General features: G+C 60.8%; 10 protein-coding genes. 5 read left to right on the top strand and 5 right to left on the bottom strand.

All coding sequences use genetic code 11. The annotated features are described in order from the left end of the window. Positions 1-49: 49 nt before the first annotated feature. Together J3R75_RS16565 and J3R75_RS16560 are read right to left on the bottom strand one after the other, a co-directional pair. Positions 50-1,357 carry an MFS transporter gene (locus J3R75_RS16565; RefSeq protein ID WP_307263897.1) on the bottom strand — a complete coding sequence of 436 codons (1,308 nt, stop codon included), beginning with the start codon at positions 1,355-1,357 and terminating at the stop codon, positions 50-52. A 93-nt stretch (positions 1,358-1,450) separates the two neighbouring features. After that, positions 1,451-2,581: an exo-beta-N-acetylmuramidase NamZ family protein gene (locus J3R75_RS16560; RefSeq protein ID WP_307263895.1), complete on the bottom strand. Its 1,131-nt coding sequence runs from the start codon at positions 2,579-2,581 to the stop codon at positions 1,451-1,453. 205 nt (positions 2,582-2,786) lie between these two features. Here J3R75_RS16560 and J3R75_RS16555 point away from each other — a divergent pair, with 205 nt between their 5' ends. Then, a complete protein-coding gene (locus J3R75_RS16555; protein WP_307263892.1) occupies positions 2,787-5,156 on the top strand; it encodes an ATP-binding protein in 2,370 nt (789 codons plus the stop codon). Between the two features lie 59 nt (positions 5,157-5,215). Here J3R75_RS16555 and J3R75_RS16550 read toward each other — a convergent pair whose 3' ends face one another. Further along, on the bottom strand, positions 5,216-6,145 hold the full coding sequence (locus J3R75_RS16550) for a GNAT family N-acetyltransferase (protein ID WP_307263889.1): 930 nt from the start codon (positions 6,143-6,145) through the stop codon (positions 5,216-5,218). 432 nt (positions 6,146-6,577) lie between these two features. Then, positions 6,578-6,898, bottom strand: a complete 321-nt coding sequence (locus tag J3R75_RS16545) for a hypothetical protein (RefSeq protein ID WP_307263887.1) — start codon at positions 6,896-6,898, stop codon at positions 6,578-6,580. Positions 6,899-6,977: 79 nt separating this feature from the next. On the opposite strand from J3R75_RS16545, the gene J3R75_RS16540 reads away from it, so the two are divergent. From J3R75_RS16540 to J3R75_RS16530, 3 genes are read left to right on the top strand one after another with little or no spacing between them, the layout of a single operon-like run. After that, the gene (locus J3R75_RS16540; protein WP_307263884.1) at positions 6,978-10,511 is read left to right on the top strand and encodes a DOMON domain-containing protein; all 3,534 of its coding nucleotides are present in this window, start codon (positions 6,978-6,980) and stop codon (positions 10,509-10,511) included. Between the two features lie 51 nt (positions 10,512-10,562). Then, positions 10,563-11,771 carry an MGH1-like glycoside hydrolase domain-containing protein gene (locus J3R75_RS16535; protein ID WP_307263881.1) on the top strand — a complete coding sequence of 403 codons (1,209 nt, stop codon included), beginning with the start codon at positions 10,563-10,565 and terminating at the stop codon, positions 11,769-11,771. Positions 11,772-11,807: 36 nt separating this feature from the next. Further along, the gene (locus J3R75_RS16530; protein WP_307263879.1) at positions 11,808-12,815 is read left to right on the top strand and encodes a Gfo/Idh/MocA family protein; all 1,008 of its coding nucleotides are present in this window, start codon (positions 11,808-11,810) and stop codon (positions 12,813-12,815) included. Positions 12,816-13,152: 337 nt separating this feature from the next. Here J3R75_RS16530 and J3R75_RS16525 read toward each other — a convergent pair whose 3' ends face one another. Then, positions 13,153-14,553: an alpha-amylase family glycosyl hydrolase gene (locus J3R75_RS16525; RefSeq protein WP_307263877.1), complete on the bottom strand. Its 1,401-nt coding sequence runs from the start codon at positions 14,551-14,553 to the stop codon at positions 13,153-13,155. 591 nt (positions 14,554-15,144) lie between these two features. Between J3R75_RS16525 and J3R75_RS16520 the strand changes: the two genes are divergently transcribed. Next, positions 15,145-17,835, top strand: a complete 2,691-nt coding sequence (locus J3R75_RS16520) for a hypothetical protein (protein WP_307263874.1) — start codon at positions 15,145-15,147, stop codon at positions 17,833-17,835. The last annotated feature ends 46 nt before the right edge of the window (positions 17,836-17,881 follow it).

Genomic DNA, 17,881 nt, shown 5'->3' with positions numbered 1-17,881 from the left:
TCGGATCCGTCCGCGATAACCAGAAAGACGATCCGACCGCTTCGTCCGTTCAGAACAAATCCTGCCAGCGGATTTTCAGGCGTCTTTTTTCGATGGGCAGTGGCGGCAGCTGTTTGACGCAGAAGATGCCGGGCAGCATGATGATGCCACTGACGATGAAATACACGCGGTAGCGATGGATGGCCGCGACGTCGGCGAAGCTGGCGTTGACCCAGCGCAACAGCGCGCCGGAAAGCAGCATACCAACCAGGCCGGCCAGCGCACCCGTCAGCACGGCGATGGCGATGGAGGCGACCACGCGGTTGCTTTCCGGTATCGTCTGCAGAAAATAATGCATGGTGGCATTGTTTTCAGACACATATGCGCCGCCAATGAGGAAAAAGGGCAGCCAGACAAAAGCGGGGTGCAGCTGCATGGGACAGACCGCCCACAACAGGGTGGTCAGCAGGAACGCGCAGTAGCAGTATATCAGGACTTTGCGCGGGCCGATGCGCGAGGCCAATTTACCGACTGCCCGGGACATGATCACCGCCCCGACCAGCTGGATCAGCGAAAAAAACAGCGCGTTGCGGTCCGACACGCCGTAGCCCCGCTTCAGCGCCAGCATGGTCGTCGGCATGGTCATGATCACCGCCATATTGACTACAAAACCGGATAGTAGCTGCCGGACGAACAGCGGGTTGGCCAGGCTGGCGCGCAACTCGCTGCCCACCGGCCGCCGCGCGGACTCCCGTGGCGCTGAGGTCTCGTCCATCCGCCGGATGAAGTGCGTGGACGTCAGGCCAAAGGCCGAACCTACAATCACCACGGCCATCAGGCTCCAGCTGTCTTCGTGAATGTGCAGCAGCGCAATGATGCCGAGCATGGCCCCAAACGACGCAATGTTAAACAGCATGGCGTTGGTGGCAATGAACAAAGGTCGCTCCGACTCGGTGGCGATGTCGCCCAACAGAGGCTGGATCATCACTACGCCGGCAGCCCGAAAGCCATAGAAGAGAAAGGCCCCGCAGAGCAGCATCGTCGTCGCCACTTCGGGATGCCCCAGGTAGGTCACCGGAACCGACGCCGCCACGATCAACGCGGCGCAATTGCGTAATATCCAAAAGATACTCTGGCACCGCACCGCACCGACCCGCGCCGCCACGAGTTTACCAACGGGCAACACCAGATAGCTGGAAAAAAGCATCGCGCCAAGCGTCGACACCACGTGATCCGCACAACCCAGATTGAGCGCCAGCAGGATGATCACCGTGTCACCAAGGCACATGTAGGAAAAACCATTCAGAAAACTGAACAGATGGTAGTATTTTTGCGAGCGATGCTGGCGCTCGACCGAAAGGGGACCGTCAATGATCATAATTGGCTATTCTATTTCGTTTGGACAGCAGCGAAGAGCATCGCCGCCACGTTATCCGTGTGTTGCCTGGGGTGAAATGGCGCTGCGCGGCGATCAATCGCCGTAGAGCCAATATGGCCGCGACCGCTCGCGGAAGTCCTCACTCTCGCGCTCGGCTCGCGCCAATATCGCCGGGATGTCCTCGCGGCCGCTGCGCAGCGCGTCGTCGCCGAAGAGCCGATCGGCGTGCTCCGGCGCCGTCCAGGCAAAATCGCGGCACTGTTCGCGGATTTCGTGGAGGAGCCACATGCCGGCGCAGAAAGGCCGCAGGGCCTCGCTGTCGCAGATGTGGGCCTGGACGCCATGACAGAGTTCGCCAGCGTACTTGCCACTGGTAGGAATGAAATGCGTCGCCCGCCAGATGACGCCGGGTAGCTCGTGCCGCGCCAAGCGTTCCTGCAGGCGGCGGGCGTCGATAAAGGGCGCGCCGATCTGCTCGAAAGGCCTGGTCGTGCCGCGGCCTTCGGAAACATTCGTGCCCTCGAAAATGCAGGTGCCGATATAGAGCAAGGCGCTGTCGGGCGTCGGAATATTGGGCGATGGCGACACCCACGGCAACCCGCAGGCCGAAAAACTCATGCCACGCCGATAGTTGCGGCATGGCGCGACGTGCAGTTCGCAGCCGATGCCGAACTCGGCATTGATCCAGCGCGCGTACTCGCCCACGGTCAACCCGTAGCGTACCGGCATGGGGTACATGCCCACAAAAGACCGGCACTGGTCACGCAACAAAGGCCCTTCCACCACCGCGCAGCCCAGGGGGTTGAACCGGTCGAGGACCAGCAACGGCACGCCTTGCCGCGCACAATCTTCCATCGCGTAGCTCAGGGTGTACAGGTAGGTGTAAAAACGCGCGCCAACATCCTGCAGGTCGTAAACCAATAGATCAATGGCCGACAGCTGCGCGGAAGCAATCCTTTTGCGCTGACCGTGGAGGCTGTACACCGGCACCTGCAACGCCTCGTCGATGTCGTCGGCGATGGCCTGGCCGGCCTGGCGATCGCCGCGTATGCCGTGCTCCGGCGCAAACAGCGCCGTCAGCCGAAAATCCCTGGCGAGAATATCTATCGACGCCGTCAGGCCCCGGTCAACGCCCGACGGGTTGCTGATGACGCCCAGACGCCAGCCGCTCAGCAGCGCGCGGTAATCACGGATCGTGTCAATGCCATTGTAGACTGCATTCACTGCCCAGCCAGCCCCTGTTCTAAAAGAATTTTCGCGGCTTCGTACTGGCACGAAAGCAGCGCTATGACAACGAGCCCGTTAGTATAATGCCATACGCGAAATAATCTCGCAAGCGGCGCTATATTAAGCTTCTTTGCACTCCCGGCATTGTCATCCTGACGCCGTCGTTCCACCTCCCGGCGCCACTACCGCGCGGAATCCCCTCATGCCCCGCACTACCTGCATCCTCCGCCCATGGCCCTTGCTTCTGGCAATCGCCGTGCTACTTGCCGCCATCGGCGCCCCTGCCGCCGGTGCGGGAGAAACACCCGCGTCCAGGCCCTCCCCAGATCGCCGCGTCCTTATCGTCGCGTCATTCCATTTTACCCATCAGTGGAGCCAGGACATCATCCGGGCCATCCGCCACAAGCTGGCCACTGACTTGAACGGCTGCATCATCGACTACCTCGAACTCAATGCCGTCCGTAACAGCCCCGACGAGATCGACGAGCGCTTCCAGTCTTTTCTGCCAGGCATCAAGGCCGGCAAATACGACTGCGTCATCGCCATTCTCGACGACGCCATCAAGCTCCTCCGCAAACACCACGAGGCTATCCCCCAGACTGTCCCCCTGGTCGTCTACAGCAACCACGGCATCGTGGACCAGATCCGCGCCGTCCATGCCAACAGCACGGGCATCAATGGCCAAATCGACCTGGAAAAAAATGTCGAGTTGGGACTGCTGGTCCTGCCGGACAGCCAGGAGGCACTGATCATTGTCGATCCTGCCGACGCCAGTGCCGACCTGACCCGTAGCATCCAGCAAAAGACGGCGGCGTTCACTAGCTGCCGGGTCCGCGTGGTCAATGGCGGCTCCTTCAGTTATCTGGAACTGCTGGCGATGACCAGGCAGCTGCCGGCAAAATCCTTCGTCGTCCTCGGCTTTTATCGCGATTATAGCCGCGACGGCTATGGCTCCATGGTCGATTTCGCCCGCAACTTTTTTGCCGAATGCCCGCGGCCCTGCCTGGTCCCCACCAGTCTGTCCCTAACCAACGGCTCACTTGGTGGCTCGACCTCCAAAGGCACCAACAACGGCGAAACCCTCGCCGAAATGGTCCTGCAGACAATCAAAAACGGCCAGGCGGACAAGATCCGCATCGCCAAGGAGCACACCAACTTCGTCATCGACATCGCCATCGCCAAACGCTTCAATGTCAGCATCGACGATTTGCCAGACAACGTGCTGCTGATCAACAAGACCTATAGCCTGTGGGAGACCAACAAGGCCGAAATCATCCTGCTGACCGGGATTGTCCTCTCCCTTTCGGCGCTCACCGCCTGCTTGATCGTCATCAGCAGCCGCAGTCGCCGCAATGCCGAGCTGTCGCAACTGAACCGCCAGCTCAGTCAGGCCGTAGCCGACGCGCAGCAGGCCGCTCAGGCCAAAACAATGTTTCTGGCGACCATGAGCCACGAGATCCGCACGCCGCTCAATGCCGTCATCGGCTTCAGCGAGCTGCTGCAGCACGACCACATCCCCCCGGCGCAGCAGAAAGAATACCTGCAGGCCATCAATGTCGCCGGCGTGTCTCTGCTCAACCTGATCAACGACATCCTCGATCTGTCCAAAATCGAGTCCAATCAAATGTACTTCGCGACCGCCAGAACCGACTTCCGTGCCCTCTGCCGAGACATCGCCTTGATCTTCCGCCACCGGCTTGACGAAACGGGCCTGGCGCTGTCCATCCGCGATGCGGCCGACTTCCCCTGGGTCTATGTCGATGCCCGCCGCCTGCGGCAAATACTTCTCAACCTGGTCGGCAACGCCGTCAAATTCACCCATCGCGGCGGCATCATCATCGACTGCCAGTTTTCCCCCAGCGACGACAATCGCGGGACCCTGATCATCAAAGTCAGCGACACCGGCATCGGCATCCCCAAAGACAACCAGAGCAAAATATTCGAGCCCTTTATCCAGGACGAGTCCATACGCGGCACGCGCGCCGAGGAAAACAGCACCGGCCTGGGCCTGCCCATCGTCAAACGACTGATCGAACGCATGGGCGGCACCCTCACGCTGAATAGCGAAAAGGACCTCGGCAGCTGCTTTACCATCGAACTGCCCAACGTGGCCTTCAGTCGCCGGCAGCCAACGGATCACGACGGCGATGAAAATCAGGCAAGCAGCGACAAAACGGGTACGGGTACGGTTACGGATACGACAAAGGGCAACCCGCCCCCGGAACTGTCGCTGCTGCTGGTGGACGACGTCGCCATGAACCTCAAGGTCCTCGCCATGATGGCCAAACGACTTGGCTGCCAAACCCACAGCTCGTCATCGGGACTGAAAGCCCTCACCATGCTTGAAGAAGGCCTCCGGCCAGACATTGTCCTCACGGACATCTGGATGCCTGGTATGGACGGCTTCGAGCTGGCCAGGCGCATCCGGGCCAATGACGACTGGTCGAGTATCCGCCTCATCGCCATCTCTGCTGGCAGCATGAGTGACGGCGAAGCCGAACAATGCCTCTTTGACGTCTTTTTACAGAAGCCCGTAACGCTCGCCTGCTTGAGAGCAGCGCTCTTCCGCTGAGGGCGCCGCCACCAGAGAACCGCTCCCCCCACGACCGATATGCCACCACCCTTGGTTTCTCAACCGGATTCGGGCATGAAGGTCGGAAATGCCCAGCCATTGATCTTGGGAGTGTCGCCAATAATCTGCGCAAAATGCAATTCCTTGTTCTTGGCGCCGAGGTGATAGCCCAGATCAACCATCTCGCGGCAGGCGCTGGGGATCAAGCCGACAATGGCGTGGTTAGGGAAGTGGTTGAGCTCGGCCAGCAATACGGCTGAACCCGATTCGGCGTCGCGCGCACAGCCTGGACCAAGCATGGTTGTCGCCGGGTTGCACACCGACACCATCACCGCGTCAATACCGCCGTCCATGGAATCACATACTGACACATGCCAGCAGCCATCGGGATTGGTGAGGAAATGCTCGTAGTCGCCAGGCCGCTCAATGCCTGACACCTCCCGCTCCAGAGCCACAATCTCATCCAGGTCGGCCAAAGTACCCTGACGGGTCCGCGGCGTCGCCTGCAAGTTCACCTCATAACCACCCTGCGGCACCGTGAATTCCATGTCCTGGTACACGCAATACGGCACAAAGCCCTGCTTGTTGTACAACGAAAACGAATCCAAATTCAAGGCGCTGGAAACCAGCCGGAGGGGCTTCTCAATTTTCTTCGCTTGCGCAATGATCGTCCGCAACAACGCCGAGGCAATACCGCGATTGGCGTAGCTGGGATGCACATTCATGATCCCCAACGACATGTGCGTCGGACGCTCATGCACAAAACAGGAACCCAAAACGTCATGACTGACATCGTCATCGGCAACAATGCCGTAGCTGCCCGGCAGGGTGTGATAGATGTCGTAGAAAAACTCCGTGGTCTTCGGCCCGCCCACAAAACGCAGACCCATGTTGTGCGTCTGGTACCACGTACTCGTCGACAAACAAATAATCTTCGCCACCGGCCACTTGTCACGATCACGCATGTGACGAATTGTGAAAGTTGACATAGTCGCTCCTTTCGGCAGGCTTGCCAGCTTGTAGTGCTTCCATCAGATACCCACGACGGCTACCAGAGACCATGCGGCAGCGCAACGTGCCCATATGCCATTAGAATAGGTCATCGCCTGCCCTTGTCAATCACTCTTTTGCACTTTTTGCTCCATAAGAACAGCGGGCTTTCACCTGCCGAGCAACGATAAGCAGCTGAAGTGCATGCATTCTATTCTTTTTTCGAAATGTCCGCCCGCAATAAACATCACGGCGGCGCTCCCAGGGTCAATGCCGCCGGGACGGCGGCGCTCCCAGAAGTCCAAGAAGTCCTCAAGCAGTCCCCGGCGTCCAAGGCGTCATTCCCCAAAGTCCCCAAAGTCCCCATAGTCCAATCCATGAGATCATGCCTCATGAGTCCGTGAGTCCTCGCCCCAGCGCACAGTCGTCAATTAGTCCCATCGGTCCCAGGCGTCACCACGGTCCCGGCTGTTATCAATCACTCCTATGAAATCCGCTGCCTGGTTAGCCACCCATGGGTAATGGCAGGGCGGCGACTGGCCGTGGGTTTCCTGCAAATTGTCCACGGTGCTTTCCCCACCGGGGTGGTTACTCCTATGAAACACGCTGCCGCAAAGGTCGGCGGAAATCAAGGTCGGATGGCTGGGCGGCGGCGGGCCGTGGGTTTCCGGCAAATTGTCCCTGCGAAGCGCCGGGGTGGTTACTGACCGAATACGCGGATAATTCGTTTTTTTGCTGCCTGGCGTGGACATGCTTCTGGCTGGGTGTTATGCTATGGTTTCATGTTTTTCGCCGCCCCAGCCTGCCACCCCCCACTAAGCGAGACGCGCGATGAAGTTTTCCCCTGCCCTGTTGGTGTCTATTTGTGCCCTGTTCTGCCCGCTGACTTACGGCGTGGTTATTGACCTCACCGCTCCGGCTATCAAGAGCAGCATTACCAAGGCTGGTGACCGCCGGCAGGAAGTATCCCTGGCGACCACGCCGGATAGCCGGCAGGCCCTGCGCCTAGCCTGGAACGACACGAGCAGTGGCTACGGCGAGCTGACCATGACACCGGCCGCGCCCCTGCCCATACAGCGCCGCCTGGACCTGCGCGCGCAGCTCTACGTGCCAGCAGGAAGCGGCCTGCGCGCCTTCCAGCTCCGCGTCATTGATGCCGCAGGCGAGACCTTTCAGATACCCGGGGAACTGCCCGCCGACCGCCACGGCTGGCTGCCTCTGACCTTCACGATAGACCTGGCCAACCCGCCAGCCGACAGCTGGGGCGGTAATGACAACAATGTCATGGAAGTGCCCCTGGCCGTGCAGGGCGCCGGCTTTGACTTTCGCCGCGAACCCGCACAGGGCCATTTTTTCCTCAGCCACCTGGTCTACGAGCCCCAGACCGTCGCCGGCGACACGGTGACACTGATCGACTTCGCCAGCCAGCAGCCGACCATCAACCTGCACCGCGCCGCCGATCTCCGGCACGACTACGCCTATGGCAATGTCGACGATGGCTCCCAGACGGCACTCAAGCTCAGCTGGGAAAAAACGCCCGCCAATCACTACGAATTCACCATCAACGAACGCATGCCCCTGCCGACTTTCAGCAACGCCGTCTTCCGGGTCAGCGCCTTCTTTCCCGCCAACAACGACGTGTCGTTGCTGAATCTGCGCCTCAGGGACAAGGACGGCGAAATCCTGCAATACCGCGTGCCCCTGCCCGCGGCCAGCAGCGGCTGGCAAGACGTCGTCTTCCCCGTGAATGCAACCATCGCCAACAGCAGCTCCTGGGGTGGCGCCGTCACCAACCAGCGCCTTGACTTCCCCGCCAGCTTTATCGGCATCGCCGGCGATTTTCGCAGTCGCGAGAGCACAGGCGCAATGGCCATCGGCAAGGTCGCCGTCGAAGTGCTAACGGACTTCCGGCCGCTCACGCCGACGCTGGAAACCGGCAATCCCATCCATGTCCTCGTGCCAGGCGATGCAAGCAAACTCGGCCTGCGCATCAACAACCACAAACCCCACGGCGTCAAAGCCCGCGTCAGCTACACCATCCGCAATGGCCGCAATGTGGAAATTGCCGCCGAAGAGCAGTCCATGGCCATCACCGCTGGCACGGATTTCCTCCTGCCGCTGCCGGCACCCAAGGAACACGGTGTGTACTACGTCGACGTCGTCTACCAGGAAGACGACCCGCGCGTGGAGCCCCTCAATGTCAGCTACAGCTACGCCGCCATGCAGCCCGCCGGGCCGACCGCCGGCCGCGGCAAGGGCTTCCTCTTCGGCGTCTGCTCGCACCCACAGCGCCATCCCCGCGAACACCAGGAACTCGAAGCTATGGCCGCCGCCTGGTGCGGCGCCAAAATCATCCGCGAAGACATCGACTGGAACCGCATGCAGCCCGCCGAAAACCAGTGGCATTTCGACAGCTTCGACTTCACCGTCGACGCCTTCGCCAAATATGACATTGAATTGGAGGCCATTTACAGCTATTGCGCCCGCTGGGCCGTCGCCAAAGAGTGGCAGCCGCTCAAGCCCGACCTCAAACGCGGCGCCCGCCCCGACTACCAGCACTGGGCGGCTTTCATCCGCGGCTTCGCGGAACGCTATCGCGGCAAGGTCCATTATGTCGAAGTGTGGAATGAACCCGACCTGCACGGCTTCGCCAACTTCAGCGCCGAAGAGTACATCGAACTGATGAAAATCGCCTACACCGAGACCAAAAAGGCCGCGCCGGAAATGACCGTGATGACCGCCGGCTTCACCTGCATGCCGCCCTACGCGCGCCTCAATGACGAAAAGCATATGGAAAAAACCCTCACTCTCGGCCGCGGCTATTATGACCTCCACGCCTTCCACGGCCACGGACCCTACGTCCACTACCGCAACCAGATCGAACGCATGCTGCCTTTCCGCGAAAAACTCGGCGTCACCGCGCCGTGGTACGCCAATGAAACCGCCATTTCCTCCGTGCACATCGGCGATTACCGCCAGGCCGTCACCCTCTTCCAAAAATTCCTCTACAGCTGGGCCCGGGGCTCCATCGGCTACAACTGGTACGACCTGCGCAATGACGGCTATGACCCCAAGGACGGCGAACACAATTTCGGCCTCATCACCAAGGACTTCTATCCCAAAGCCGCCTACGTGGCCTACAACGCCCTCGCCAATGCCTACCGCGAAGCCACCTACATCCGCGACATGACTCTGCCCGAACACCTCGATGGCTTCCTCTTCAAAAGCCGCGACGGCGACTTCCTGCTGGCAAACTGGAACCTCGACAGCCAAAAACCATCCCGACTCATCGTCCTCACCGGCATCAGCGGCAAGGCGTCGCACATTGATCTTTTCGGCAACGAACGGCCACTCAACGTCGTCAACCAGGCCGTGGTCATCAACATCGACCGCGAGCCCGGTACCATTCGCGTCAGCGGCCAGGCAAACGAGCCGGTCGTTGCCGGCGATTTTCTCGAACAGGTCGATGAACTCACGGTCATCGCCGGCGAGCCAAAACAGCTGGCCTTCAACATCCGCAATCCCACCGCCTTCGCCCTCGCCACCGACATCAGCTTGATCGTGCCCGATGGGCTGAACTGCAGCAACCAGCGACAGAACATCGAGCTGCCACCCGGCGCCGAAGCCCTCTGCGTGTTTGATATCGCCGTCGCCAAGGACTTCCGCTCGGTTCCCGGCGCCCAAAAGGACATCACGGTCGACGCCCGTTTCGGCGCGCTCTGGCAGGGGCGCTTTGCCTGCCCCGTCAATTCGGTAACCGTCCTGGAGAACAACGCGAAACTCTCGGGCGACGCCCATTTCGTGCTCGACGACGCCGCCCAGAACACCATGCTCGTACCAAATGCGCCCGACATGGCCAAGCTGCGCTGGAGCGGCCCCGACGATCTCAGCGCCAAGATCTGGCTCGGACAGGACGGACAACAGCTGCTCATCCGCGTCGTCGCCATCGACGATATCCACCAGCAGCCCTTCAGCGGCGGCGATGTCTGGAAAGGCGACAATGTCCAGATCGCCATCGCCGTGCCCGGGCAACTCCCCTTCTGGGAAATCGGCTTCAGCGTCACCAACGACGGCCGCAACGAAGTCCATGCCTGGCAGGCCCCCAGTGGTTTTGACGCCGCTGCCGCAACCGCCACCATAACGCTGCGCGGCGAGCGCGACGAAGCCAACAAAGTTACCCGCTACGACGCGGCTATCCCCTGGACCACCATCGGCCTCAACGCTGAAAATGCCGCACAGGGCTTCCGCTTCAATCTCCTGGTCAACGACAATGACGGCGATGTCCGCGAGGGCTTTCACGCCGTCGCCCCGGGCCTAGGCACCGGCAAGAACGCCCGGCTTTTTCCCCATCTTATCCTGCGCTGACGCCACCCGGCGCGCCTGGATGCAAGCCACCGCAAGCAGAGGACTGCGTCAATGATTGCCAAAGAGGTCTTCAGTTCGGAGGAAAAAGCACGCATCCGCGATTGGTCCGGCAGAGTCCGTGCGGCCCTGCTGGCCAATCGTCGCCAGTTCGAGCAATATCCCGTGCCGCTGCTGCTGGCGGGCGATGTCTATCGCGGCATCTGGCTGGAACACAACCAGGACAATATCTTCCTGGCCGACTACGACCCGGAGTCCGCCTGGGCATCACAGCGGGCGTTCATGCGCTACCAGCGCGAGGACGGGCTCCTGCCCTTCGTTCTACCGCTGGATACCAAGACCGGCTATTTCCAATGTGAGGCCGGCTACGGGCAGGTCCAGTGCATCTTCCCTTTCACCCGCTGCGCCATGACCATCGCCCAAAAGACCGGCCAGGGCGAAGAGGCCCTCACCGCCATCTACCAGGCCGGCTCGCGCTATGACCGGTGGTTCGGCAAATACCGCAACCGCCGCGGCACCGGCCTCGCCGAAATGTTCTGCGAATGGGACACCGGCCATGACAACGACCCCCGCGTGACCGACGATGGCATCCCCCACGGCTGCCCCGGCAAGGACGCCGTAAACATGCCCAACCTGCCCATCATGCCTGTGCTCTCCGTCGATCTCTCCGCCATGCTCTACGGCAATCGCATGGCCCTGGCCGAACTGGCCACGGCCCTCGGCAAAGACCACGAGGCCGCCCTCTGGCACGAACAGGCAGCCGAAATCAAAGCCAAAATCGACGCGTGGCTCTACTGCGCCGAAGACGATTTTTACTACGACCGCGACAGCCGTGACCTGCGCAAATACCGCACCGAGCACATCACCCGGCTCTTCCTCAACCGCGTTCTTGATCAAGACGTCTTCGACCGCATTTATACGCGCTACTTCCACGATCCCAAGGAGTTCATGCCGGCCTACCCCATTCCGGCCGTCGCCATCTCCGACCCGCATTTCGTCAAGACATGCCCGAAGAATTCCTGGGGCGCCAACACCCAGGCTCTCACGACCTTGCGCGCCATCTTCTGGATGAAGGAGTATGGTCGTCAGGACGACCTTAAGCGCCTCCTCCTGCGCTGGCTGCGCGCCTTCATCGCCTACGACAGCAAATTCCCCCAGGAAATCAACCCCTTCACTGGTGCTCCCATCGGCACCGGCGTCAATTATACCCCGAGCCTCATCATCTTCCTCGAAGCCGCCAAGATCATCAGCGGCAAAAACTAAGAGCGGCACGCCGCACCACTGAGCAGGAACAGCATCATGAAAAAGATCAAAATCGGTCAAATTGGCATCGGTCACAACCACGCATCGGAAAAGATGGCGGCCTTCCGTCGCCTCAGCGACTTCTACGAGGTCGTCGGCGTCGTGGAAAGCGACCCGGAGTGGAAAGAGCGCCGGGGCAACCTGCCCCAATACCAAGGCCTGCCTTGGCTGACGGAGGAAGAGCTCTTCCAGACTCCCGGCCTGGAAGCCGTCGCCGTCGAAACCGACGGTTTTGATCTGCTCAGTACCGCCCAGCGCTGCGTCGACCACGGCATGCATATCCACATGGACAAACCCGGCGGCGAGGAGCTCGAGCCCTTCCGCAGGCTGCTCGATTGTTTCCGCCAGAAACACCTGTGCATCCAACTTGGCTACATGTACCGCAACAACCCGGCCGTCAATTTCTGCTTCAAGGCCGCCCGCAGCGGCTGGCTCGGCGACATCTTCGAGGTCCATGCCGTCATGAGTCGCTATGACGGCGATGACTACCGCCGCTGGCTGTCCGGCTTCAAGGGCGGCGCCATGTACATCTTCGGCGGTCATCTCATCGACCTGGTAATATCCCTCCTGGGCCGCCCTCAGAAGGTCACGCCCTATCAACGCAAAACCCGCGATGACAACCTTTACGACAACGGCTTCGCCGTCATGGAATACCCGCGCGCGACGGCGTCCATCCGCACCTCCGTAGTGGAAATCGACGGTATGAAGCACCGCCGGCTCATCGTCTGCGGCACCAAGGGCACCGTGGATATCTGCCCCCTCGAACATCACAGCAGCCGCTACCATCTCGACCCGCTCCATGTCCGCCTCACCCTCAAAGAGGACAACGCGGAATTCAAGGCCGGTACCCACGACGTGGTCATGCCCGTCATGCAGGGCCGCTACGACCTGCAACTGACCGAACTCGCCCGCATCATCCGCGGCGAAATCACCAACCCCTACCCCGTCCTTCACGAACTCCTCGTGCAGGAAGCACTCCTCCAAGCCGCCGGATACTACCAGTAAATACAGACAGACGCCGCCGCTTCGGCCGAGCCTTACTCCTAAGAAACCGATGCTCTTCATGTAACGGTATCCATGGCACTTGTTCAACCAAGCAGCCTTTTCTCGTCGTGCATTTCCGCCGCGAAGCGGCAGAAGCGCTGAAGGTGCTCAAAACCTCGGCGAATGATCTTGTGCATGGTTACCAATCAACTCATCGCCGGCGATTGCCGCATGCTATGTGAAGAACATTGCTCCTAAGAAATCCGCTGCCTGGTTAGCCACCCATGTGTAATGGTTGGACGGCGGCGGGCCGCAGGCTTCCTGCAAATTGTCCCCGGTGTTTTCCCCACCGGGGTGGTTACTGACCGATGCAGCTGCCGATGACGAAGCCTCGCGGCGGCAGGCGCAGCCGCCGGTGGCCGTCGGCGGTCGTCGGCCATTCCACGCCGGCACTGGCGGCAATGACCTCCCGCGGCTGCAACGCACTATCCCAGGCCGTCTCGGCTGTCTCGCCGGCGACATTGACCGCCAGGAAAACGTTGCCCTCCGGTAGTGAGCGCGAAAACGCGAAGACCTGCTCCGGCGCGCCGCTTTCCAGCCAGCGCAAGGGCGCATCAAAGAGCGCCGGCAGGCGATGTCGGAAAGCCGTGAGTTTGCGCAGCAAGTCCATGCGGTCCTTGCCGGCCTGGGTCAGCGCGCGTGACCAGTTGATGAACAAGCGGCCGTACTCGCGATTGGCGTAGATGCTGTGCGGAGCATCATCGGCCACTTCCTGGCCATTATAGACCATGGGCATGCCATTGAGCGTGAAGATCAGAGCAAGCATGGCGTCGCAGCTGTCCTTGCCGCAGCTGGCCTCGTAGCGGCCGCCGTGCATGGTCGTGTCCATAGCGTAGTCGTGGTTGTCAAAACAGCGCATCCAATGAAAGCCCCGAGGGTAATCAAGCTGTTCCTGGTCCCAGGCGGTCTGGAGTTCACGAGCTCCGCTCTTGCCGCGCAGCATGTCACGGATGGCCCACTGCGTATAGAAGCCATAACTGAGATCAAAAGCCTCGTGCTGATCGTCACCACGCAGGCCCTCACACATCATGATGCAATCGGCCTTGATCGCCCGGCAGCGGCGGTAGCCCTCCTCCCAAAAATCCACCGGCAGCTTGTCCGCGACGTCACAGCGAAAGCCATCGACAGCGTAATCCCGCAGAAAAAACGCCATGTTGCGATAAAAGTATTCGCGCACGGCCGGATTGGCCAGGTTCATCTCCGGAAAACGCCACTCGCCAATGCGCATCGCGCCATGCTCGTCACGCAGCACATAATCCGGGTGCTCGTCCAGAAAGACCGCTGTCGGCCCGCAATGGAAGTACACCAAGTCAAAAATGATCCGCATGCCCAGGCGATGCACTTCATCAACAAAACGCCGCAGATCCTCGGCGCTGCCGTATTCAGGATCGACGGCAAAGAAGTCCTTCACGCGATAGGGATTGCGCGGGTTGTTCAAGCCACTGCCGCGCTGCCGGCCGCTCCAAAAATCCTGGCGCGGATCGTCATCCGCCAACATCACCGGACACAGATAGACGATGTCCACCCCGAGCGACGCCACGTGCGGCAACAGCGCCTGCGCCGCCGCCAGCGTGCCCTCAGGCGTGAAAGGCCGCAGAAAAATCTGGTACATCACCGCTGAGTGCAAAAAAGCCGGTACCGGCCGAGCACGATCGACCAACGGATCACGGACGGACGCATACGTGGGTTTGTAACGCAAAACGACACCTCTTGATCAAGCTGCCAAATGGAAACAACCAGCCCGGCCCCTTCCCGCCGCAACAACGCGGCAACGCCGAATTTCGCGCCTGAATATACCCCCGCCCACCAGAATAAAAAGACCGGTCAGACCGATCAGACCGCGTAGGGGCGGACCTATGTGTCCGCCCCAGCCGGTCCCTGGGCACGCCGGGGACCGTGAGGACCGGATGGCACTGCGCTGGGGTCTCTCGTCTCTCGTCTCACGGTCGTGAGGGCGACCTTTTAGCCCGCAGCGTCGCATGAGCTCAGCGGGCGTCCACTCGCGCGCCGATATCCCGGCCGATCGGATGGGGCAATGGTGATTTCACCCCGTCCATCCACGCCGACCGTAAAGCATGCGTCTCACAGTTAGGGAAAAACCTGGCTGGCGGTTGTCTTTCGTAATGATCTTGCCATAGTAACGAGGTCATTAGCCAATGTATACAGCTGAGGTAGCCACAACCGCACACTGGGCACAGCCAGACTTGTCGGCGCCAGAGCCCGCATAGACAGGTTAGGCGCCAACGCTCAGCGCGAGCAGCCCATCCAAACGACACAAAGGGAATCCAGCATGAAGCGCAAGTCTATTTTCGGGACGCTGATGGTATCGTTGTTGGCCGCAGCAGCGTTCGCGGCCGAGACAGTCACGCTTTTTGACTTTAGTGGCTCGCAGTTGCATGGGTGGGTAGGCAACCCGCGGGTAAAGTCCATCACCCCAGGCCCCGAGGGCCTGCATGTTATTTGCAGCGGGCAGGAAGATCCATGGATCGAAGGACCGCCGTGCGACACACTTCCCGAAGGCGAGTACGAGCTGCTCAAACTCGAAGTGACCTTTGCCAATCGTGTTGCTTCAGCCATTGAGGTTTTCTACGGCCCACGTTTCGTCGCCGGCAGCAGCGTGCGCATTGCCGCCACTGGTGATGGCACCTGGCAGACTGGCAGTGCCCTCATCCCCCGGCTGCAGCCTGGCGACCGCCTGCGCATAGACCCGGCACAGAACGAAGGCGAATTCACCCTAGCAAGCATTAAGGTCACGCCCATGGTGCCCCTCTTCAACACCCGCTTTAGCAAGCCCGCCGTGCCGCAGACGGAGCAGTCGACGCAGTCTTTATTGGCAGGCGACTTGGTCCTGCGTCACCATCCGCGTCGCTGGGGCGACTTCATCCTCGAACGCAAAGGGCTGCGCTTGGCCAGTGGCCAGGCCAACGACGACATCGTTGTGCTCAATGCTGCCGGGCAGCCGACAACTATCGCTCTCAGTGACCTCGAACTGAACTGGGAACGCCAGGACAATGCGTTGCTCTGCGTGGCCAGCCACCGGGACGCCGATGGCCGCGCATGGCGCATCAGCCGTAGCTTCCAAGCTCAGAACGGCAACGCCATCGCCATCAACACCACCATCATGCTTTCTGCCGCCGCGGACATGATCAACGTGCCGTGGCTGACGCTTTTCCCCGGCCTGGGCTCCTTCGGCAGCGCCAAAGACCAGGCACTCTTCGCCGGTGTCGAGTACCTAATGGACGAACCATCGTCGGACACTAAGGACATCGAGGGCCCCAACGCCATTCGCCGGCTGGTGTCCAATCACAAAGTCTGCTTTCCGCTGATGGCCATTCTCCAGGATCGCCAGTGGCTCGCCCTCAGTTGGGACGAAAGCCTGAAGCCCGGCCCAATCTTCGACAGCCCCGACCGCATCTATAACTCCGGCGCCCATCTCTTCGCGTTGTGGTCGCCCGGCGTCTGCCAGGGACGCATTGAAAATGACTTCAATGTCTATGAGCCCATGCACTGGGAAGGAAATCGCGACTACAGCATGACCACACTGATCAGCGCCGGCGATGGCGACAGCGTCATTGCTGCCGTCAAAGACTACCTCCAACGCAAGCAGCTGCCGCCCTTGCCGGAGTACGCCGGTGGCTACCAGGCCGCTCTTGCGCTGCTTGCCAAAGGCTGGCTGGACTCAAGCTCCTATGCCGACGGCAAATGGCGGCACGCCGTCGTTCCCAACCCTGAAAAATTCGCTGCCCAGCCCGCCGCGGACGCGCTGGTCTTTCTCGCCTGGCTCGCCGGTGAAACCACCGACGCGGCCTTAGCCACTCGCATCCGCCAGCGCCTTGCCGAGGTATTGCCCAAATACCAGGAGCTGGGTTATTCCTCAGGTGTTTCGCATGGCCGCCATGAGCTATTTGTACGGATGTACTTCAACCAATCCTTGTCCTGGCTGGATCGGGCCGCCGGCGGCGCGCGCGACATCTTGGCCAAGCTGCGTTCGGATGGCAGTTCGCCGTACGTTGCCAATCCCACCGCCAAGCATGACTACGGCGTCACTCACTGGACGGACCATGCCAACGGCCTCACCGCGAACCGCCTCACCCTTCCCGCCTACTATGCGCAGGCCGCCGGCGATCCGGCGTTCCGGGCGGATTTCCTCGGTGCTGTCGACCGCGTTCTCGACCTGTACCGGCACGACGCGCCGCGCGGCGCTCAGACCTGGGAGATCGCCCTCCACACGCCGGATATTCTTGGTGCGGCCTACATGCTCAAACTCTGCGTCGCGGCATACCGCATCAGCGGTGATGAAAAATACCTCAGTGAGGCCGAGTACTGGGCTTTGAGTGGCGTGCCCTTCGTGTATTTAATTGATCCGGTTCTGGAACATGGCCCCGTCGGCCGTTACGGCACCATCGCGGTACTGGGCGCCACCAGCTGGAAAGCGCCCTTCTGGATTGGCCTGCCGGTGCAATGGTGCGGACTGGTCTATCGCAACGAGCTGCTCCACTATCTGGACGAACTGCCCAATCGCGAAAAGCGCCAATTCTGGCAGCAGCTGGCCGATGGCATCACCATCGCCGGCCTGCAAATGACCCACCCCCTAAGCGACAGTAAACTCCAGGGCCTACTGCCAGATTTCTTCATCCTCGCCCAACAGCAAGGCAATGGCCCGGCCATCAACCCCGGCACTGTTCAGCATGGCCTGCCCCAGGCTTTCGGCAAAACACCGATATTCAGCACCAAAGCCGTCGTTCCTGGTGTCATCGTGCACGCACTGGGCGACATCAGCAACTGGCGTGGCGCCGACGGCCGCTGCGAGCTTGATCTGGCGTTGTGGCCAGAAGGCCCCAGCGAGGTCGTCATCTCCGGCCTGAGCAAAGAGCCAGCCATCCTGCGCTGGCAAAACGCACCAGTAACCGGCCAATGGTCAGAAACGCACCGGACGCTCATTGTCAGCATCGCCGGCAAAGGCCGGCTGACCATCGAGTAAGTCTGGCGTTGCCCTGGTGTCCCGTAACGCCACCACCACGGACATC

Origin of the sequence: Oligosphaera ethanolica (genome assembly GCF_030814695.1) — a bacterium.
GTDB classification, from domain to species: Bacteria; Verrucomicrobiota; Lentisphaeria; order Oligosphaerales; family Oligosphaeraceae; genus Oligosphaera; species Oligosphaera ethanolica.
This window is presented reverse-complemented; position numbering and strand designations above follow the sequence as displayed.